General features: G+C 56.7%; 23 protein-coding genes. 11 read left to right on the top strand and 12 right to left on the bottom strand.

Features of this window, described 5'->3' with window-relative positions; translation table 11 throughout:
* The first annotated feature begins 93 nt into the window (after positions 1-93).
* On the top strand, positions 94-420 hold the full coding sequence (locus tag J2X72_RS07200) for a DUF1330 domain-containing protein (protein WP_310070152.1): 327 nt from the start codon (positions 94-96) through the stop codon (positions 418-420).
* 8 nt (positions 421-428) lie between these two features.
* On the opposite strand, the gene J2X72_RS07195 is transcribed toward J2X72_RS07200, so the two are convergent.
* The 3 genes from J2X72_RS07195 to J2X72_RS07185 all read right to left on the bottom strand — a co-directional run bounded on the left by J2X72_RS07195 (position 429) and on the right by J2X72_RS07185 (position 2551).
* Positions 429-710 carry a helix-turn-helix transcriptional regulator gene (locus tag J2X72_RS07195; protein ID WP_310070151.1) on the bottom strand — a complete coding sequence of 94 codons (282 nt, stop codon included), beginning with the start codon at positions 708-710 and terminating at the stop codon, positions 429-431.
* Entirely contained in the window at positions 710-1033 is a 324-nt protein-coding gene (locus J2X72_RS07190) for a type II toxin-antitoxin system RelE/ParE family toxin (protein ID WP_310070149.1), read from the bottom strand. Before J2X72_RS07190 ends, J2X72_RS07195 begins: the two co-directional genes overlap by 1 nt.
* A gap of 102 nt (positions 1034-1135) precedes the next feature.
* Positions 1136-2551, bottom strand: a complete 1416-nt coding sequence (locus J2X72_RS07185; RefSeq protein ID WP_310070148.1) for a PLP-dependent aminotransferase family protein — start codon at positions 2549-2551, stop codon at positions 1136-1138.
* A 92-nt stretch (positions 2552-2643) separates the two neighbouring features.
* On the opposite strand from J2X72_RS07185, the gene J2X72_RS07180 reads away from it, so the two are divergent.
* Together J2X72_RS07180 and J2X72_RS07175 are read left to right on the top strand one after the other, a co-directional pair.
* Positions 2644-2877, top strand: coding sequence for a DUF1127 domain-containing protein (locus tag J2X72_RS07180; RefSeq protein WP_310070146.1), 234 nt, complete (start codon positions 2644-2646; stop codon positions 2875-2877).
* A 67-nt stretch (positions 2878-2944) separates the two neighbouring features.
* Positions 2945-3154: a DUF1127 domain-containing protein gene (locus J2X72_RS07175; protein WP_210001225.1), complete on the top strand. Its 210-nt coding sequence runs from the start codon at positions 2945-2947 to the stop codon at positions 3152-3154.
* A gap of 40 nt (positions 3155-3194) precedes the next feature.
* On the opposite strand, the gene J2X72_RS07170 is transcribed toward J2X72_RS07175, so the two are convergent.
* From J2X72_RS07170 to J2X72_RS07160, 3 genes are all read right to left on the bottom strand, one after another.
* Entirely contained in the window at positions 3195-3611 is a 417-nt protein-coding gene (locus J2X72_RS07170) for a hypothetical protein (protein ID WP_310070144.1), read from the bottom strand.
* 23 nt (positions 3612-3634) lie between these two features.
* Entirely contained in the window at positions 3635-4294 is a 660-nt protein-coding gene (locus J2X72_RS07165; RefSeq protein WP_210001229.1) for a glutathione S-transferase family protein, read from the bottom strand.
* Positions 4295-4417: 123 nt separating this feature from the next.
* Positions 4418-4966, bottom strand: coding sequence for an alpha/beta hydrolase (locus J2X72_RS07160; RefSeq protein ID WP_310070140.1), 549 nt, complete (start codon positions 4964-4966; stop codon positions 4418-4420).
* 24 nt (positions 4967-4990) lie between these two features.
* Here J2X72_RS07160 and J2X72_RS07155 point away from each other — a divergent pair, with 24 nt between their 5' ends.
* The 3 genes from J2X72_RS07155 to J2X72_RS07145 all read left to right on the top strand — a co-directional run bounded on the left by J2X72_RS07155 (position 4991) and on the right by J2X72_RS07145 (position 7376).
* The gene (locus J2X72_RS07155; RefSeq protein ID WP_310070138.1) at positions 4991-5119 is read left to right on the top strand and encodes a hypothetical protein; all 129 of its coding nucleotides are present in this window, start codon (positions 4991-4993) and stop codon (positions 5117-5119) included.
* Positions 5120-5191: 72 nt separating this feature from the next.
* Positions 5192-6628 (top strand): mechanosensitive ion channel family protein, encoded by a 1437-nt coding sequence (locus J2X72_RS07150; RefSeq protein WP_310070136.1) that lies wholly within the window; start codon positions 5192-5194, stop codon positions 6626-6628.
* 88 nt (positions 6629-6716) lie between these two features.
* A complete protein-coding gene (locus tag J2X72_RS07145; RefSeq protein ID WP_310070134.1) occupies positions 6717-7376 on the top strand; it encodes a dihydrofolate reductase family protein in 660 nt (219 codons plus the stop codon).
* A gap of 45 nt (positions 7377-7421) precedes the next feature.
* Here J2X72_RS07145 and J2X72_RS07140 read toward each other — a convergent pair whose 3' ends face one another.
* Positions 7422-7772 (bottom strand): CAP-Gly domain protein, encoded by a 351-nt coding sequence (locus J2X72_RS07140; protein WP_210001236.1) that lies wholly within the window; start codon positions 7770-7772, stop codon positions 7422-7424.
* Between the two features lie 323 nt (positions 7773-8095).
* On the opposite strand from J2X72_RS07140, the gene J2X72_RS07135 reads away from it, so the two are divergent.
* Positions 8096-8986, top strand: a complete 891-nt coding sequence (locus J2X72_RS07135; protein ID WP_405044661.1) for a VOC family protein — start codon at positions 8096-8098, stop codon at positions 8984-8986.
* 423 nt (positions 8987-9409) lie between these two features.
* Here J2X72_RS07135 and purB read toward each other — a convergent pair whose 3' ends face one another.
* From purB to J2X72_RS07110, 5 genes are all read right to left on the bottom strand, one after another.
* Positions 9410-10726: an adenylosuccinate lyase gene (purB, locus tag J2X72_RS07130; protein WP_310070133.1), complete on the bottom strand. Its 1317-nt coding sequence runs from the start codon at positions 10724-10726 to the stop codon at positions 9410-9412.
* Between the two features lie 94 nt (positions 10727-10820).
* Positions 10821-11549: a DUF2259 domain-containing protein gene (locus J2X72_RS07125; RefSeq protein WP_210001242.1), complete on the bottom strand. Its 729-nt coding sequence runs from the start codon at positions 11547-11549 to the stop codon at positions 10821-10823.
* Positions 11546-12223: a ribulose-phosphate 3-epimerase gene (gene rpe / locus J2X72_RS07120; protein ID WP_310070128.1), complete on the bottom strand. Its 678-nt coding sequence runs from the start codon at positions 12221-12223 to the stop codon at positions 11546-11548. The genes J2X72_RS07125 and rpe overlap by 4 nt, the downstream gene beginning before the upstream one ends.
* Positions 12224-12293: 70 nt before the next feature.
* Entirely contained in the window at positions 12294-13298 is a 1005-nt protein-coding gene (locus J2X72_RS07115; protein WP_310070125.1) for a P1 family peptidase, read from the bottom strand.
* Entirely contained in the window at positions 13298-14380 is a 1083-nt protein-coding gene (locus J2X72_RS07110) for a branched-chain amino acid ABC transporter substrate-binding protein (RefSeq protein WP_210001247.1), read from the bottom strand. The genes J2X72_RS07115 and J2X72_RS07110 overlap by 1 nt, the downstream gene beginning before the upstream one ends.
* Positions 14381-14605: 225 nt before the next feature.
* Between J2X72_RS07110 and J2X72_RS07105 the strand changes: the two genes are divergently transcribed.
* The 4 genes from J2X72_RS07105 to J2X72_RS07090 are packed head-to-tail and all read left to right on the top strand — an operon-like array spanning position 14606 to position 17574.
* A complete protein-coding gene (locus J2X72_RS07105; protein WP_310071016.1) occupies positions 14606-15061 on the top strand; it encodes a flavin reductase in 456 nt (151 codons plus the stop codon).
* A gap of 13 nt (positions 15062-15074) precedes the next feature.
* Positions 15075-15986 carry a MoxR family ATPase gene (locus J2X72_RS07100; protein WP_310070123.1) on the top strand — a complete coding sequence of 304 codons (912 nt, stop codon included), beginning with the start codon at positions 15075-15077 and terminating at the stop codon, positions 15984-15986.
* A gap of 1 nt (position 15987) precedes the next feature.
* Positions 15988-17220, top strand: a complete 1233-nt coding sequence (locus tag J2X72_RS07095) for a VWA domain-containing protein (RefSeq protein WP_310070122.1) — start codon at positions 15988-15990, stop codon at positions 17218-17220.
* A gap of 21 nt (positions 17221-17241) precedes the next feature.
* The gene (locus J2X72_RS07090; protein WP_310070121.1) at positions 17242-17574 is read left to right on the top strand and encodes an XdhC family protein; all 333 of its coding nucleotides are present in this window, start codon (positions 17242-17244) and stop codon (positions 17572-17574) included.

Below are 17574 nucleotides of genomic sequence, written 5' to 3'. Positions count from 1 at the left end.
TTTCTGCAACTGGAAGTTGGCGCTGGCCCGTGCAACACTGCATTTGGGTCACCGGACTTTACGGGCTTTGAAGCTCGGCATAGGAGGAATGCAATGACGGTTTTCCTGATCGCGGACGTTAAAATCACTGATGACAAATGGGTGCCGGAATATGCAGCTGTCGTGCATGATATCGCGGCGAAACATGGCGGCAAATATCTTTCACGCAGCGGTAATATCAAAGTGCTTGAAGGCAAACCGCTTGAGACGACGCTCATCGCACTTATCCAGTTTCCGGATGCGGATGCCGCCATGGCCTTCGTGAATGATCCGGAATACGCACCTCACGGCAAGGCGCGCCAGGAAGGCAGCGAAAGCCGCTTCCAGCTTATCGACGATACCGATATCGCCGGGACCATTCCGTATTTGGGCAAGGGGTGAGGAGGGTACTACCCGGCGTCGAGTTGAACGCGCAGGCGCGAACCGGTCGCCTGGGCCACCTTCGTCAAAGATTTGGTTGAAGGCATTGTTGTGCCTCGTTCCCATCGAGCCACCATGGCTTGTGACGAACCGATTTTATAAGCGAGTTGAGCCTGCGTGAGTTTGGCTCGATGGCGCGCTTCGGCAATCGCAAAGGCGATCTCCATCTCAGGGCTTATTTTGTCATAGGCCTTGCGAAATGCAGGATCTGCGTTCCACCGCTCTTTCAATGTCGTGAAGGGAATGCTCATCAGATTATGTCTTTCGCTCTTTCTTCTGCCAGATCAAGCCACCTCTGCGGGGTTCTCTGCCTTTTCTTCATAAAAGCTGCGACGATGATGATTCTGGATCCTCGTGCGGTCACATAAAGGGCCCTGCCATCATTTCCGTTTGCGCTAGGGCGCATTTCCCATAGCTTGCCTCGTAGATGTTTGACGTGTGGCTCTCTCATCTTGGTGAGGCCAACTGTCTCAATTCGTTCAATGATTTTGACAAGCGCGGCACGAACTTCCACTGGCCACGCATCCAAATCACCGGCGACAGTGTCGTTGAAAACTTCAACGCGCCATCTCATGATAAATCATTTAATATCAAAAAAAGCATAAATCAATCTCTTGAAATAAGATCGCGTCAGAATATCACAGGAGCTTATCTGTTCGACCGACGCAATGATATCTCAAGAATAGCTGTCATAACTCGCATTATCCGTTTCCATGAGCCGGCGCAAAATGCTGAAGCCTTGAACCACCTCATCGCGCGTTTCCGGCACGGTCAATCCAAGGCGCACGCGATGGAACACTTTCTCGGTGCGGCCGGGTTTAAACTCGTCCTCGTCGTCGACAAGCACACCTTCGTTCAGTGCAGCGCTTTTGAACGTGCCTGAAAGCCACGGGTCGGGCAATTTCATCCACAAAAATGGCGAAAGCGGCTGCGAGGTGAACTCCATGCCAGCGAAGACCGAGCGTGCAATCGCTTCGCGCGCAGCAATCTCGGTCTGGACCTTGCCGCGGATCGCGTCGGCTTCGCCTGAATTGACCAGTTGGGCGCCGAGTTCCGCCATGATGAATGGCATGCCGCCGGTGACCATCTTGTGCGCCGTGTGGACGCGCGCCGCGAGGTGCGGAGGGCAGGCGACCCAGCCGCCGCGCACACCTGCAGCCACTGATTTCGACAGGCCGCCAATATGAAATGTCCGCTCCGGCGCGAGATCGGCGATCTTGATGTTATCGTGCCCCATCACCGAGCCGTAGATCTCGTCCTCGATGATCCAGACATTGTGCCGCCGCGCGATCTCGACAATCGCCCGCCGATGATCCTCGGGCATGGTCGTTGCGGTCGGGTTGTGTAGTGACGGCATGAGAAAAACAAGCTTGGGATGCTGCTGCGCGCAGAGCCGCTCGAAATCGTCGGGCGTCGCGCTGCCATTGTCCGTGTGCAGGATGATGCTGCGCCGCCCCATGAGATTGACGCTGCGCGCCGCGGAGCAATAGGTCAGATCTTCAAAGGCAACCCTGTCGCCGGGAACGGTTATCGCCGCTATCACCGCGAGAATCGCCGAATGCGCGCCGAGCGTCGGCACGATGGACGCAGGTTCCGGCACCCAGCCCGCACCGGACAGCCATTTGCTTCCCGCCTCCTGCCACGATACGGGAAGGGTGCGGGAATAGCTCGACATCTCGCGCGGGAATTGTCGGGTGATATCCGCCAGCAGCTGTTGCATCGCGTCGGACTGGCCGACCTCGATTGCGGCGGTCGAGTCCATGCGAATCTTGCCAGGCGTCGCCACAGGACCGCGCGTGCCACCAAATGGCTCCGTGTGCGGCGGCGCCTGAACCAGCGAGGTCACCTTGTGATCCGTCACATAGGTGCCGCGCCCGACTTCGCCGCTGACAAGCCCACGCTCGCGAATGAGATTATAGGCCCGGCCCACCGTTCCAATCGTCACGCCGATATCGAAGGCAAGATTGCGCTGCGGCGGCAGTTTGGTGCCGGGCGCGAGAACCCCCTCGGCAATGTCGGTTTCGATTCGGTCGGCCAGCTGCAGGTAGAGCGGGCCTTTGCCGGGTTCAAGTTCAGGGAGCCAATTTGTCATGGTAACAATTATTATATTGTGCTTTCAATTGAGTCAATTCATATAACAATCGCACGAAAAAGAGTCAATTTGACCTCTCAAGGACAATGACAATGAGTACAATAGATACAATCGGAAGATCTGGTAGCGCGGAAAGCCACGCTGCACGTTCTCACACCAGCGGATTGCTGCACACGGCTACCGCCCTGATGCGCTGGTTTGGAAACGCCATGATGAAGCGCCGGACGCGCATGCATCTCAGCGAGCTTAGCAATGATCTGTTGAATGATGTCGGTATTGAACCTGCGCAAGCGCGTCGCGAGATCAAGCGGTTCTTCTGGGATTGAGGCGCTCTTGCGATGGGCGCCGCCAATACCGATATGAAAGGCGATCGCTCGTCAAATGGAGGCGAATATGGGTCCCATCTACATAGATCCAGGCAGATTTGGCCTGGCACCAGCATTTCAACATGACTTGTTTACCCGCCTCATACGTTGGCTGGAAAATGCGGCTGTCAAGCGGCGGACGAGACTGGAACTGGGATCGCTCGGTGATGACGGGTTGAAGGACCTCGGCTTGACGCGCGATCATGTGGAAGCGGATCTCGAACGATATTATTCCTGAGGTGACAAGGCCGGCGCACATCGCACGGCCTCAGCCATTTTCATCCGCTTGCCGAGCACGATGTCTGCCCGCCTGCCCACCGCCGCACATCTGCGGCAATGCGATTGCCGGCGGAATTGCTCATGAGCGGACCAAAGGCTTCGACCTTCGCCGGGTTGCCTTCCGCATGCACGACGAGAAGCGGGCGCCCGCCCGGATTGCTCGAGGGCACGACGAGGATGCGCGGACGTCCCGAATAGGAATTCAGTTCCGGCGCCAGGCGGTATGGCTTGAAACTTGAATCGCCCGATTTGAACCAGCAATTATTGGCAGCAATTGCGACGCGCTCCATTGTTGGCAGCGCGGCTTTTTCCGATGCGAAGGCCAGGGAGCCCGGCCCGGGTTTGCCTTTCGATTGACAACCGGCAAGGACGCCAAGCGAAATTATTACGGCGATTGTAATCGTCGGCGTCTTCATGCGTATTTTCTCCGGTCTGGAATTTAGGCGGACTCGAGTTCAACCTGGAACACTTTGAGCCCGTCGGTCATTTCGTACCAGACCAGCGATAGCACCGGATCCTGAATAATCAGTTGCTGAAGCGCATCGAATTTCGGGTAGGGATCGAGCAAATCCTCGCGGCCGGAAATGACACGGAAATTGTTGAAGACGAAACGGGTTGGGGTCAACCAGGCATCGGCCAGCGTCATCTGATCGCCGAGCGCGAAAGGGCCGTTGCCAATACGCTTTTCGATCTCGGTCAGGCCAATCTCCATCTGCTTGAACAGCTTGCTGATGCGTGCATCATCCTTCGACTTCCTGAAGAACAGCTCGAAAAGCTCCATCACCGGCGCCAGCACCTCGAGTTCGGCCGTGCGGGCGGTCATGCGCACGATGGCGCGATCGCGGGAATCGGCCGGGAGCAGCGCTGGTTCGGGGAAATGCTCTTCCAGATATTCGGCGATCACCGAGGCTTCGACGATTGTCAGGCCTGAGCCGGTGATCAGCACCGGTATGCGGTTGAACGGCGAAATTGCGCGGAATTCTTCCGGGATCGGAAATCCCGAAGGCGGTGCAACGATCTTGATGGGAGCCTGTTTGTAATATGCGATGCAGCGGATGATGGAGGAATAGGGCGATAGCGGCCGCGAGTACAATTTCATGTGTGTTCCTCCGTTGAAGCGCAGTTTTTGCTGTCCGCAGACACTGCTTCGGTCGAGCCTATAGCAATGGCCGCAGAGATCAAGGAAGACATCGCTCTTCGGTCCGTCGGCTAAGCCAACGTATCAAAGTTGCGAGAGGAACTTTGCAAAAACCATCGAGCCCTCCGGCCAGGGGCCGTGGCCGGATTCCGAATTGAGATGGCCGCTGTCACCGGCATCGATGATCATGGAACCCCATGACGCGGCAAGTTCATCGGCTACTTCGTACGAACAATAATGATCGTTGCGGCTGGCGACGACGATGGAGGGAAATGTGAACGGTTCCAGCGGGTAGGGGCCGAAGGTCATCAGATGTTTCGGCCGGATCTTCGGGTTGGAAACATCCGGCGGCGTTACCAGAAACGCGCCTTTGACCTTGTCGCCGATCTGCGGAATAGCATGGATGAAGGTCGGCACACCAAGCGAATGCGCGACCACGACCACCGGGCGCGTCGCAGAGTCGATCGCCTTGACCACCTCGGCCACCCAGTCCTCGCGCACGGGTTTCGCCCACTCCGCCTGCTCGACGCGGCGCGCGGTGGAAAGCTTGTTCTCCCAGCGCGTCTGCCAGTGATCGGGGCCGGAATTGGTATAGCCGGGAACGATGAGAATATCGGTATCTTTGACTTTCATGTGCCGTATTTAGGAAAAATGGCGATGGTTCGCAATATGGGCGTGCCTGACGAACGCCGCGAGCGGAGGTTCTACCAGGTTATGGCAGCAAAAATCCTTGCGATGTTTGTCGTCGATACTGGTGAAAAGGCGCTTGTCCTTCCGATGAAGTAAGATAAGGAGCGTTGGCCGGGACCAAAAATCGAAAACCTGGCCTCGTTAGCCTGTTTTCAGGAGCCACCGCTTATGCTCGATCTGCTTGTCTCACCACTTTTCCAAATTGTTGCGCTCGGTCTTGCTGGCATCGTTGTCTGGCATTTGCAAGGGCGCAGTCGTCCGACAGCCCGCCTGCTGGTCCAGATCGCATTCTTTGCCGCGATGACGGCAATATTGTTCGCAAACGGTATCTCGCCTCTCAAGTTCGAGCCATTGAGAGAAGGCGGCGCTATGCTCATCGCAGCCAAGACGCTGTGGTGGGTACATCTTGCCTGGGCCTCGATCGGTTTCGTCCGCATCTATATTGTCCTCGACGGCAAGCCGCGCGAAGCCCGGGTGTTACAAGACCTTATCATCGCCGCAGTCTACCTTGCGGTTACGCTTTCGGTTCTCGCCTTCGTGTTTGACTTTGCCATTGGAACACTCCTCGCGACGTCCGGCGTCCTCGCGATTATCCTTGGCCTTGCCCTGCAGAGCACCCTGAACGATCTCTTTTCCGGATTGGCGCTTACATTGGGGCGTCCGTATACAATCGGTGACTGGATCATTCTAGCCGACGGCACCGAGGGACGGGTGGCGGAGAGCACCTGGCGTTCAACCCACATCCTGACGCCGGCAAACAATGTCGCCGTTTTGCCGAACAGCTTTCTGGCCAAGATTGGACTGACGAACGTCAATCGTCCTGACGAGTCGCACCTGCTTGTTCTGCCGCTGCGTGTGAAGGCGGTGCACCCGCCATCTTTTGTCGTCGAGAAGATGCGGCAAGCCATGATTGGAGCAAACAACATCACTCACGATCCTGCTCCCGCTGTCGCGCTGAAGGGTATCGACGCCTTTGCTATGGATATCGAACTGCAATTCCGCGTCAGGCATCCATCAGACAGAATTCCTGCCAGGAACGAGCTTATCGATCTGGTCTACCGCCAATGTATGGAGACCGGCATTTCTCTTGCTCTGCCGGCGGCGTCTTCCGTCTTTATTGAAAACATTCACACCGATCATTCCTTACCGGACCCCTTGCGGGAATTGTTGCAGGACAATCCGATCTTTGCGGATCTTGAGCAGGACGAGCTGCATAAACTGGAAGTGTCGGCAAGATTGCGGCGGTACCGGCCTGGAGATACCTTTTTCGAAGGAGCGGATAGTGCATCAGGCCTGCTGATCGTCCGCTCGGGAGCCGTATCGGTTCTTTCTGATGGCAAGGAGGTTCTACGGCTTGCACCGGGTGCCATATTCGGCCAGATCGATGGGGTTCCCCTGGCCACCAAATACCAAGCCTTGACCGTGCTCGAAGCGTATGAAATTGACGGACCGACCTTGGCGTCGCTGTTCAAAGATCATCCCGAAATCCAGAACAACGTGACCCGGCACCTTTCCGGTCTTACCGGGAATGGATTGGCGACGGGCTCGTCTCGAGAGGAGCATGTATCCATCCTCCGTACCGTTCGAGGTTTGCTCGGTAAATGAATGGATGCACAATTTTTCTAAGCACTGTCGGCAAATGCCACTGTCGGACGTCTTTAACGCATAATGGCAGCGTTGAAGGAGACTAAACATGAGAAAGATCATCACTGGTGCTTTTGTAAGCCTCGACGGTATCATGCAGGCACCAGGCGGCCCGGACGAAGACCCGACAGGCGATTTCAAATATGGCGGCTGGGTTGCCCCCTATTTTGACAAGGCAGGGGAAGAGGCCGTGGGGGAGATGTTTGCCAAGCCTTTTGACCTTCTGCTCGGCCGAAAAACCTACGACATTTTCGCCGCCTATTGGCCCTATGTCGACGCCGATCATCCGATCGGTCCGCTGTTCGACCGCGTCAACAAATATGTCGCGACCCGCAATCCAGAGCTGAAACTTGACTGGCAGAACAGCCAAACGCTGGGCCCGGACGTGGTCGCGGCAGTCACGAAGCTGAAAAGCGAGGAAGGTCCGGATCTGTTGACACAGGGCTCCACCGATTTCCTGCAAACCCTGTTCAAAAATGGCCTGGTCGACGAGATGAACATCTTCGTGTTTCCGCTCATATTGGGGAAGGGCAAGAGGCTGTTCAGCGACCAAGCCTCTCCCGCCGCGCTGAAACTCGTTTCGTCAAAGGTCTCGGACTCTGGCGTCACAATCAACAAATATGTGCGCGCGGGCGACATTGTTACCGGCTCGTTCGGAGCGGAACATCCGAGCGAAGCGGAATTGGCGCGGCGTAAAAACCTGACGTGAACCGAAGAATGGTGAAGGTCGAACCCTACACTTTCTATCAGGAATTCAGACCTTCTCCTTCTTTTTTGTTGGGGTTTGCTTTGCCGGTTCGTGAGGTTCGTCCGGCTTGGGCGTCAATAGCTTTCGCAATTGGCCAATCTTGTCTTTCACCAATGGACGAAAGCGGGACGCTCGATAAGGCATGTCGGCGGCACCATAACCCTCGGGGCCGTCATCATTGCCGCGATGGATTTCCTCCACCTTAATGCCGAGGAATTCGCCATCGACGTAGTGCTGGTACATGCCAATCCAGCGGATGGTGTAGATCTGACCTTTTCGGATGATTTGATCGATGCTGACATTCTTGAATTTGTCGTCGATACAAACGACTTTCTGTCCGACATAAAAGTCGTTCATACTATTACCCTCGCCTAAATCAAAGTAGGCTCAAATGAGCGTGCCGCCGCCAGAGAGTCAACCAAAACAGTTGCCGGTTATTCCCTCCTGGCGGAGAACGCGACTTCGGCGTCTTTGGCACTTGCTGGGTCGTGAACGCATAAATCTGATAGATCACATGGCCCCATACCATTCTATCAGCTTGATCGGTTCACCACCTGAACAATCCCGCCGGTGGGTTCAGTATTTGTGAACAAGCTGTTCGCTCGTGCCGGGCTTGTTTCGAGCCTCGATAAATCCGACCTTAGCGGTAACGAAACTGAAATGTTGCGAAGGGGATCCGCATGAAGCTCACACGCCGGGATGTGGTTGGTGGTGCAGCGGCCTTGGTCGTAACGGCGGGAAGTTCCCGCGCGGAGACAAAAATGGACAAGATTTCCTTTGCGGCAACGGCGCCGACCCACGTGTCGAAGGTTGGTATAAAGGCCAAGGACGCCGGCGCGCTGGCGAAATATTATGAAGATGTGGTTGGCCTGCGCGAGATTTCACGCAAGGGCCAGTCGGTCATTCTTGGCGCGGGTGAAACGCCGCTGCTCGAGATCGAGCAGGCCTCGGCCATCCGTGCCGATGATCCGCACAGCGCCGGCCTCTACCACACCGCTTTTCTCTTGCCGGCGCGTGCCGATCTCGCCCGCTGGGCCCGGCGGGCAATTGACAAGCGCACGCCGATTGTCGGCGCTTCCGACCATCTGGTCAGCGAGGCCATCTATCTCACCGATCCGGAGGGCAACGGCGTTGAAATTTATGCCGACCGCCCGCATGAAAGCTGGAAGTGGAACGGCTCATCCGTGCAGATGGGCACCGAGGCGCTCGACGTTGGCAATCTGCTCGGCGAACCCGGTAACGAGGTGCCTTTCGACATGGCTCCCGACGGGACGATGGTTGGCCATCTGCACCTGCGCGTCGGCAACGCCAAGGAGGCGGAAAGCTGGTGGCAGAATGAGCTCGGGTTGCAGACGGTTGCCGGGTTTGGCGGCAGTGCGGTGTTCATGTCAACCGGCGGTTACCATCACCATGTCGCCGCCAATTCGTGGCAGAGCCGCGGGGCGGGGCGCCGCGACAATGATCGCTCCGGACTTGCCTGGGCCGAGTTCAGCTCAGCCGATGCCAAGGACGAACGTGAGATCGTTGACCCATGGGGCAATGTCATCCGGATCGTCCCGGTAAAGGGTTAGTTGAGGCTTACACTTTCTGATTTGGTTGGCATTGTGCGTGGTTCGGCGAGCTCACTTGAGGGAGGGTGGTGATTGTAGTGACAATCGCCAACGTCGAAGAAGCCGGCTTCTGCAAGCAACGCACCCGCCTCATGGTGAGCTCGCTGAACGGCACCCGAAACCCTTCCGTACCAGCCGTTACGGCGTTTCAACCCATCACACTGCCAGCATGTAAATCAGCGCAGAAATTAATCGAACACTCGTTCAATTAATTTCCCGAACCAATCCGTTCCAACTGGCGGTTTTCAGCTGTTTCACGCGATTTAACCGCCGCTATCCTGGCGGGTGAATTGCGCAACTTTGTCCGATTCCCACTCAGGAATTTTCAATTCCTATGCAAGAATCCTCGAATCCGGACTGCTTTTATCAACCGGGGGCTTTAATTTAGTTGCTGCCGGTTGAACCAAACACGCGCTTGAAGATCGTATCGACATGCTTGGTGTGATAGCCGAGGTCGAACTTCTCCCGGATCGTCGCTTCGGGCAGGGCGGCGCGAACATCGGCGTCGGCAAGCAGTTCTTCGAGGAAATCGGCCCCGTGCTCCCACACTTTCATGGCGTTGCGCTGCACCAGACGATAGGAGTCCTCACGGGAAACGCCAGCTTGAGTAAGCGCCAGAAGGACCCGTTGGGAGTGGATCAGTCCGCGGAACTTGTTCATGTTTTTCAACATGTTATCTGGGTAGACCAATAGTTTTTCGATAACGCCGACCATACGCGCCAAGGCAAAATCCAAAGTGATCGTCGCATCAGGGCCGATCATGCGCTCGACCGAAGAGTGCGAGATATCGCGTTCGTGCCAGAGTGCAACGTTTTCCATCGCTGGCAGGGCAAACGCGCGGACCATGCGGGCGAGCCCGGTCATGTTCTCTGTCAGCACGGGATTGCGCTTGTGCGGCATGGCCGATGAGCCTTTTTGGCCGGGCGAAAAATACTCTTCCGCCTCCAGAACCTCGGTGCGCTGCAGATGACGGATCTCGACCGACAGGCGCTCTACCGACGATGCGATGACACCAAGGGTTGCAAAGTACATGGCATGGCGATCACGCGGAATCACCTGCGTCGAAACCGGTTCTGCCTGCATTCCCAATGCCTTGGCGACATGTTCTTCCACGCGTGGGTCGATATTGGCGAAGGTGCCGACAGCGCCGGAGATTGCGCAAGTTGCAATCTCCGCGCGTGCGGCGACGAGACGATGACGGCAGCGCTCAAACTCGGCATAGGCCTGCGCCAGCTTGACGCCGAAGGTTGTCGGTTCGGCGTGGATGCCGTGGCTGCGGCCGATGGTGACCGTGTCCTTGTGCTCGAAAGCCCGCTTTTTCAGAGCTGCCAAAAGCTTGTCCAGATCGGCTAAAAGTATATCGCTGGCGCGCATCAACTGCACATTGAAGCAGGTATCGAGTACGTCCGACGAGGTCATGCCCTGGTGAACGAAACGCGCGTCCGGACCAACTATTTCGGCTAAATGTGTAAGAAAAGCAATGACATCGTGCTTGGTCTCGCGCTCGATCTCGTCGATGCGATCGATATCGAACGTGGCCGCGCCGCCCTTTTCCCAGATCGTTTTCGCCGCTTCCTTCGGGATGACGCCAAGCTCCGCCAGCGCGTCGCAGGCATGCGCCTCGATTTCGAACCAGATGCGGAATTTCGTTTCTGGAGACCAGATGGCGACCATTTCGGGACGCGAATAGCGCGGGATCATATGTTTTCCTGTCCTTTTAGGCTTTAAGGGCGGTCTATCAGAGCTAGGCCGATCACTCAACGCACCATTTGGCGACTTTTTGCCGTGGATGCGTCTAGCGCTGCCTGGTGACCGCCAGCCAGCGATAGTCCGGGCCCTCAAATCCCGTTCCGCGCACTGCAATCATCACCGCGATTACCGGTTTCCCACCGTCCGGATATAGGGTCTGGACGGCGCCAATACTATAGCCGAGCGGACAGCCGCGACTGGCCGGAACGGAGGCGTCTTCGTGCAGCACTTCCGGCTTTGCGTCAGTCTTATCCTCAAGCAGCGTCAGGCGGAAACCTTTGATTTCACCCAGGTTTTGACAAGTTTCACTCGGAGGGACGGCGATCTCTTCCAGCTGAATTGTCAGTGCTGGATCAATCGCAGGAAACACGAATCGCGGGTTGACTTTGACCTTGAACGGATCGGCCGAAAGCTCCGTAACAGGGTTCGAGGCCACCGCATTGCCGGCATTGGCGCGCAATTCTTCATCGCTGAGGGACGTCACGCCCTGTGCATCGCGGCCGACCTTGTCGCGGGCGTTTTCGAGTGATGAATTTTCATCGTCGAGCCTGACCCGGACCGGCGTCTTGGCCAGAAACTTGTCGGTTGCCGTGTCGATATAGAACCGGTTGGCATAGGGGAAGCCAGAGCCGTCCTGGATGCCATATTCCTCGAAGGCAAAGGTGCCGCCATCCTTGGAAAAGCCAATGATATCAAGCTTTGCCGCATCTCCGGCCACTGCCGCGACTGGCGAGGACGCCAAGAGAAGGCTAAGCAAAATGCGGCGGAATATCATTGCGGTCCTTGGCGGATTGAACTGCGGATCAGGTCGATGTTGGACCTGTAGGCGGCTTCGCTTGCGCCTTTGTAAACAGCGGACCCGGCAACCAGTGCATTGGCACCAGCACGTACTGCGAGCGCGGCCGTTTCAGGAGTAATGCCGCCGTCGACCTCGAGATCGATAGGTCGGTCGCCGATCATCGCCTTGATTTTCCTGATCTTTTCCAGTGTTTCGCGAATAAATTTCTGTCCGCCAAAACCGGGATTGACAGTCATGACGAGGATGAGGTCGACGTCGTTCAGCACGTATTCGATAGCGGATTCCGGCGTTGCCGGATTGATGGCAACGCCCGCCTTCTTGCCGAGCGCCCGAATAGCCTGAAGCGAGCGGTGCAGGTGCGGTCCGGCTTCGGCATGGATTGTGATGATGTCAGAGCCTGCCTTGGCGAAGGCCTCGAGATAGGGATCGCACGGCGAAATCATCAAATGCGTATCAAAAACCGCGTCTGTCAGCGGCCGGATGGCCTTTACCACTTCCGGACCAAAGGTAATATTCGGGACGAAATGCCCGTCCATCACATCGATATGGATCCAATCGGCGCCCGCCTGCAAAACCGAGTTTACTTCCGCGCCAAGCTTCGAAAAATCCGAGGCCAAAATGGAAGGTGATATGACGAGCGGACGGCTCATGATCTGTCTCCGGTAGAAATGCTGTGGGCGCCGGTTATCACGCGCGGCTTTATCGCACAATCGAAACTGTTCAGCGAAGTGATCGCCAGACCGGAAAGGGATCGTTATCCGCAGGCGTAGCGGCATGAACACCTCGTGCTATGGCACGCGCCATTGTTGAGGCCGCCGCCGCACAAAGATCAATGAATTCAGTTATTTCCGGCATTTTGCCACTAGTTCCGGTGGCGATGGCGAACACCAGATCGCCGTCAAAAGGTGTGTGTGCCGGCCAAATCGCGCGAGAGTAACCATCATGGGCGGCAATGGCCAAGCGCTTGGCCTGAGCGCTCGTAAGGATCAGATCGGTAGCGATGACCCCTATTGTCGTGTTGGCATCGCGCGCCGCGCCGCTGAACTTGGTACCGATTTCGGCGCCATCGGCAGGAAAGGGATGTGGCAGCCCAAGTCCGCCGAACTCGTCACCGATTTCGAATGGCGCAGCCCAGAAATGCCTGGTTTTTCCGACGGTTGCCGTGCCAAGCGCGTTCACCGCGACGAGGGCGCCGATGGTCACGCCACTTTCAAGAATTGACGAGGCGGAGCCCAGCCCGCCCTTCAGTTCGTGGACTGTTGCTCCTGTGCCGGCGCCCACGGTTCCAAGTGTGAAATCTTTGGATGCCGACTGCGTTGCTTCATAGCCAAGCTCACGATAGGGCGGGTACCGGCCCCAATCCTTGTCGCCGCCGTTCAGCAAATCGAAGAGAACGGCGCCCGGGACGATTGGAACACGCTGCGTGCCGACTTCAAAACCAATGCCGTCTTCTCGAAGGGCGGCCTGAACGCCTGACCCGGCATCCAGACCGAACGCCGATCCGCCCGATAAAACCAGTGCGTTGATCTGCTCAACGGTGTTATGCGGCTCAAGAAGATCGGTTTCGCGCGTGCCCGGCGCGCCGCCGAGCACCTTGACTGCCGCGGTTGCCGGGTTCTCGCATAACAAGACTGTACAGCCGGATTTGAGCTTCCCGTCGGAAGCGTTCCCGACTTTCAACCCAGCGACGTCAGTGATGAGATTGCGTGGACCGGCCTTCAACATCAGTTGGTCTCCAGCACGAACTGGTTTCCGTCGAATTTCTGCAAGCGGTAAGTATCGGCGATGCGCTCGCCTTTGGCATCGAATTGCATCGTGCCAAGCGCAGTTTCAAAGACATTGGTGTGCAGAATCTCCGTCAGTGATCCTGCCTGTGATTGTGCGGTATTGAGCGCCTGCATTGCCACTTCGGTCGCAGCATAAGCCGGTATCGTATAGCCTTCCGGCACTTTTCCTGCCAACTCGATCGTATTCTTGGCGTTTCGGGCACTTTCCAGAGCTTGTGGCTCGCGGGGTGCGATCATCAAGGTGCCGATGGCGAGCTGACTGCCATCGCCTGCCGCCTCGAGGGCCTCGCCGCTGGCGAGGACAAGTGCATAGTTCAGCGCCACGGCGCTCCGCCCTATGGCTGCAACATCGTCGCGTTCCCCGCCGATGAAAACCTGTGTGGCGCCTGCGCGTTTCAGTCGGCTCACCAGTGCATTTTGATTGTCGAGGCCGGGGCGATATGTATCGGCAAAGACCGGTTTTAGGCCTTTTTCTTCCAGACGGGCCCGCACACCTGCCGCAAGTTCCCGCCCGAAGATCGTACCGTCATCGATGATGGCAAAGGGTTCCGAATGCCACAGACCGGCAAGGATATCGCCAGTTTCGTTGGCCTCATTGCGGCCGGATGGCGCGGTCCTGAAGACCGGATAAGGTTGATCGGCGCGCAGCTCTGTCAGTGTTTGTGCCCGAATTGCCGGGGTAATAATGGGAATGCCCTTCTGATTGAGGATGGGCAGGGCGGCTTCGAGCGATTCAGTGCAGAGAAAGCCAACGACTATCGCAACACCTGCCTGGACCAGCTGCTTTGCCGCCGCATCGCCGCCTGCCGCGTTGCATTGGTCATCAGCAGTCGTGATTGACACCGTTTGGCCGCTCTTGTTGGCAGCAACCGCAATCGTCGCACCATCGACAACTTGCGTTCCAAGGCGCGCAAAAGGGCCGGAAAGCGGCGCGATAACACCAATCTTGTCTTCCGCATGTGCGACACTTGCGACAGCTATGCAAAGGCCAAATGTGGCGGCGCGTATTGTGGAGTTCATTGCGAAAATGTCGTTTCCTCTTTGATGGATCGTAGTTGCACGTTTTCGGTAGCTGTTTCCTTCATTCTTAGCAATCTCGCGCTATATAAAAGGAAGTTACCGGAAAAAATGACCTGCCCCTATGGTTGAGACACATGTTGCGATAGTGATGGTTCGGACAACGGAAATAAAATAGTGCTAATTGCCAAAGATCAGAAAATAGAGCCGCTCGCATTTCGCAATGCCATGAGCCATTTTGCCGAGGCGGTTCACATCCTTACCACCGATGGTCCTGCAGGCCGCCGCGGCGTTACAATTTCAGCGGTTTGCTCCGTTTCGGATGATCCGGCGACGATGCTCGTGTGTCTCAATCGCAATCACGATTTCAACCACCTGTTCATCGAAAATCAGGTTTTCGCGCTGAATACGCTCTCATTCCAGCAGCAGGCGCTTTCGGAAGCCTTTTCAGGCAAGGGCGATCTGTCCCAACCCGACAGATTTGCGCTCGGGCATTGGCAAACACTTCAAACCGGTGCTCCAGTGCTCACAAACGCCTTGGCGAGCTTCGATTGCCGCATCATAGCTACCCACGAAGTCGCAACGCATTATGTGATCTATGGCAAGGTCACCGCCCTCAATATGGGCGACCCTGGTCGTTCATTGATCTATCTCAATCGCTCCTATCACAGTGCAGGGGATTAGCGCCGGAGACGTCATGGCTGAACTGCCGCAATTGATCGAAGATACGCTGGCTCTGCTGGAGGCTGGCGGATATGTCGCGGACCGTGCGTTGGCGACGGTACTGTTTCTCAGCTTGCGCATGAAGAGACCTTTGTTTCTGGAGGGCGAGGCTGGCGTCGGAAAGACAGAGATCGCCAAAGTCCTCGCGGCAACGCTGGACCGACCGCTGATCCGGCTGCAATGCTATGAAGGGCTCGACGTCTCTTCTGCTGTCTATGAATGGAACTATGCGGCGCAGATGATCGAGATTCGTCTGGATGAAGCGAGCGGCAAGGTTGATAAAAAAGCCATAGAACGCAATGTTTTTTCGGAGAAATTCCTGATCAGACGGCCCGTTCTGCAGGCGCTGTCTGGTAAACCGGGCAAGGCCCCGGTTTTTCTTATCGACGAACTTGATCGAACCGATGAAGCCTTTGAAGCCTTCCTGCTCGAAGTGCTGTCGGACTATCAGGTCACGATTCCGGAACTTGGAACAATCCGTGCTGCCGAACCACCAATCGTCATCATAACCACCAATCGGACTCGCGAGATTCACGACGCATTGAAACGCCGGTGCCTTTACCATTGGGTAGACTATCCCTCCGCTGAAAGGGAACTTGAGATCGTCCGGCGCAAAGTCCCTGCAGCCAATGAACGCCTGTCGGATGAAATCGTCCGCTACGTGCAGAAATTGCGTGACATGGATTTGTTCAAGCTACCGGGTGTCGCCGAAACGATCGACTGGGCGGGGGCCTTGACCGAAATGGACAAGTTGGCACTGGATCCGGAAACCGTATCCGACACGATTGGCGTTCTGCTAAAATATCAGGATGATATAGCCAGGATTTCCGGCGGCGAGGGGCGGCGAATACTCGACGAGGTCAAGGCAGAACTGAACGCGGCGTAACATGGAAACGATCGCCTCATCACCCGAGATAGCAAGGACGGAAAGCCGCCTTGCCGACAATATCGTCTATTTTGCCCGCACTTTGCGAAAGGCCGGGCTGCGGGTGGGCCCCGCTTCCGTCAGGGACGCGATCGAGGCGACTTTGGCCGGTGGGATCGGCTCCCGGGATGATTTTTATTGGACATTGCACAGTGTGCTCGTCAACCGTCGCGAAGACCATGCGACATTCGATGAGGCGTTCCGGCTTTATTGGCGCTCCCGCGAGCTCATCGAGAAAATGCTGGCCATGTTCTCGCCCCTGGCCTTGGCGCGCGAGCGATCGAAGCCAAGGGCTGCCGAGGCTCGCGTGGCCGAAGCGCTGTTTAAGGAAAGCTCGCGCAACCAGCCCGGAGAACGCCCACCCGAGATCGATGTGGACGCGCGTTTGACATTTTCCGGCAAGGAAGTGCTGCGGACCAAGGACTTTGCGCAGATGTCGGCCGAAGAGCTCAGCCAGGCGCGCCGGGCGATGGATGAGCTGACGCTACCCCTTGATGAAGTCGAGACGAGGCGTTTCCGCAGTGATCCCAAAGGCGCGCGTATCGATCCCAGAGCAATGATGCGTGCGAGCCTGCGGACCGGTGGTGATCTCATTTTACCGAAATTTCGCTCGCGTCGCGAAGTGCATCCGCCATTGCTCGTGCTCGCCGATATTTCGGGTTCCATGAGCCAATACACTCGCGTTTTCCTGTATTTCATGCATGCGATGATGGCCAAGCGCCGCCGGGTACATTGCTTCGTCTTTGGTACGCGGTTGAGTAACATCACGCGATCCCTGCGCTATCGTGACCCGGATGACGCGATTGCCCATTGCACGGGTGCTGTACAGGACTGGTCAGGCGGTACACGCATTGGCGAAACCCTCCGGGAATTCAATCGTCATTGGTCGAGACGCGTTCTCAGTCAAGGTGCGGTAGTGCTTCTCATCACGGACGGACTGGAGCGCGAAAATACGAGCGGCCTTGAAGCGGAGATGGAACGGCTATCGAAATCTTGCCGTCGGCTGATCTGGCTCAATCCCTTACTCCGATTTGAAGGTTTTGAGCCACGTGCCCGTGGTGTAAAAGCTATGTTACCCTATGTTGACGACTTCCGTGCTGTGCACAATATGGAGGCTTTGGAGGATCTGTGCCGGGCACTTGGCCGACCGCGGGACACCGACGATGATCCGAAGCGTTGGTTGCACCAACATTAAAGTTTGTGGTACTGTCATACAATGCAAAGTCCGACTGAACAAATACGCGATCCGTTGCTGATCGCCGAAAGCTGGATGGCTGAGGGGCGCGACGTGGCAATTGCCACCGTTGTGGAAACCTGGGGGTCGGCTCCGCGCCCGGTCGGCAGCCATCTTGTGATCGATGAGGCAGGTAATTTCGAGGGCTCGGTTTCTGGCGGCTGTGTTGAAGGCTCGGTCATCGCTGAAGCCATGGATGTAATCAGCCAGGGCACCCCGCGGATGCTGGAATTTGGCGTCGCCGACGAAACCGCCTGGCAGGTCGGTCTGTCCTGCGGCGGACGTATCAAAGTCTATGTCGAACGGCTGGGCTGA

It is taken from the genome of Phyllobacterium sp. 1468 (genome assembly GCF_031455525.1).
Lineage (GTDB): Bacteria > Pseudomonadota > Alphaproteobacteria > Rhizobiales > Rhizobiaceae > Phyllobacterium.
This window is presented reverse-complemented; position numbering and strand designations above follow the sequence as displayed.

Coding starts and splice junctions, on each gene's coding strand:
- J2X72_RS07200 (WP_310070152.1), top strand. CDS start 94: ATGACGGTTTTCCTGATCGCGGACGTTAAAATCACTGATGACAAATGG.
- J2X72_RS07195 (WP_310070151.1), bottom strand. CDS start 710: ATGAGCATTCCCTTCACGACATTGAAAGAGCGGTGGAACGCAGATCCT.
- J2X72_RS07190 (WP_310070149.1), bottom strand. CDS start 1,033: ATGAGATGGCGCGTTGAAGTTTTCAACGACACTGTCGCCGGTGATTTG.
- J2X72_RS07185 (WP_310070148.1), bottom strand. CDS start 2,551: ATGACAAATTGGCTCCCTGAACTTGAACCCGGCAAAGGCCCGCTCTAC.
- J2X72_RS07180 (WP_310070146.1), top strand. CDS start 2,644: ATGAGTACAATAGATACAATCGGAAGATCTGGTAGCGCGGAAAGCCAC.
- J2X72_RS07175 (WP_210001225.1), top strand. CDS start 2,945: ATGGGTCCCATCTACATAGATCCAGGCAGATTTGGCCTGGCACCAGCA.
- J2X72_RS07170 (WP_310070144.1), bottom strand. CDS start 3,611: ATGAAGACGCCGACGATTACAATCGCCGTAATAATTTCGCTTGGCGTC.
- J2X72_RS07165 (WP_210001229.1), bottom strand. CDS start 4,294: ATGAAATTGTACTCGCGGCCGCTATCGCCCTATTCCTCCATCATCCGC.
- J2X72_RS07160 (WP_310070140.1), bottom strand. CDS start 4,966: ATGAAAGTCAAAGATACCGATATTCTCATCGTTCCCGGCTATACCAAT.
- J2X72_RS07155 (WP_310070138.1), top strand. CDS start 4,991: ATGGTTCGCAATATGGGCGTGCCTGACGAACGCCGCGAGCGGAGGTTC.
- J2X72_RS07150 (WP_310070136.1), top strand. CDS start 5,192: ATGCTCGATCTGCTTGTCTCACCACTTTTCCAAATTGTTGCGCTCGGT.
- J2X72_RS07145 (WP_310070134.1), top strand. CDS start 6,717: ATGAGAAAGATCATCACTGGTGCTTTTGTAAGCCTCGACGGTATCATG.
- J2X72_RS07140 (WP_210001236.1), bottom strand. CDS start 7,772: ATGAACGACTTTTATGTCGGACAGAAAGTCGTTTGTATCGACGACAAA.
- J2X72_RS07135 (WP_405044661.1), top strand. CDS start 8,096: ATGAAGCTCACACGCCGGGATGTGGTTGGTGGTGCAGCGGCCTTGGTC.
- purB (WP_310070133.1), bottom strand. CDS start 10,726: ATGATCCCGCGCTATTCGCGTCCCGAAATGGTCGCCATCTGGTCTCCA.
- J2X72_RS07125 (WP_210001242.1), bottom strand. CDS start 11,549: ATGATATTCCGCCGCATTTTGCTTAGCCTTCTCTTGGCGTCCTCGCCA.
- rpe (WP_310070128.1), bottom strand. CDS start 12,223: ATGAGCCGTCCGCTCGTCATATCACCTTCCATTTTGGCCTCGGATTTT.
- J2X72_RS07115 (WP_310070125.1), bottom strand. CDS start 13,298: ATGTTGAAGGCCGGTCCACGCAATCTCATCACTGACGTCGCTGGGTTG.
- J2X72_RS07110 (WP_210001247.1), bottom strand. CDS start 14,380: ATGAACTCCACAATACGCGCCGCCACATTTGGCCTTTGCATAGCTGTC.
- J2X72_RS07105 (WP_310071016.1), top strand. CDS start 14,606: ATGAGCCATTTTGCCGAGGCGGTTCACATCCTTACCACCGATGGTCCT.
- J2X72_RS07100 (WP_310070123.1), top strand. CDS start 15,075: ATGGCTGAACTGCCGCAATTGATCGAAGATACGCTGGCTCTGCTGGAG.
- J2X72_RS07095 (WP_310070122.1), top strand. CDS start 15,988: ATGGAAACGATCGCCTCATCACCCGAGATAGCAAGGACGGAAAGCCGC.
- J2X72_RS07090 (WP_310070121.1), top strand. CDS start 17,242: ATGCAAAGTCCGACTGAACAAATACGCGATCCGTTGCTGATCGCCGAA.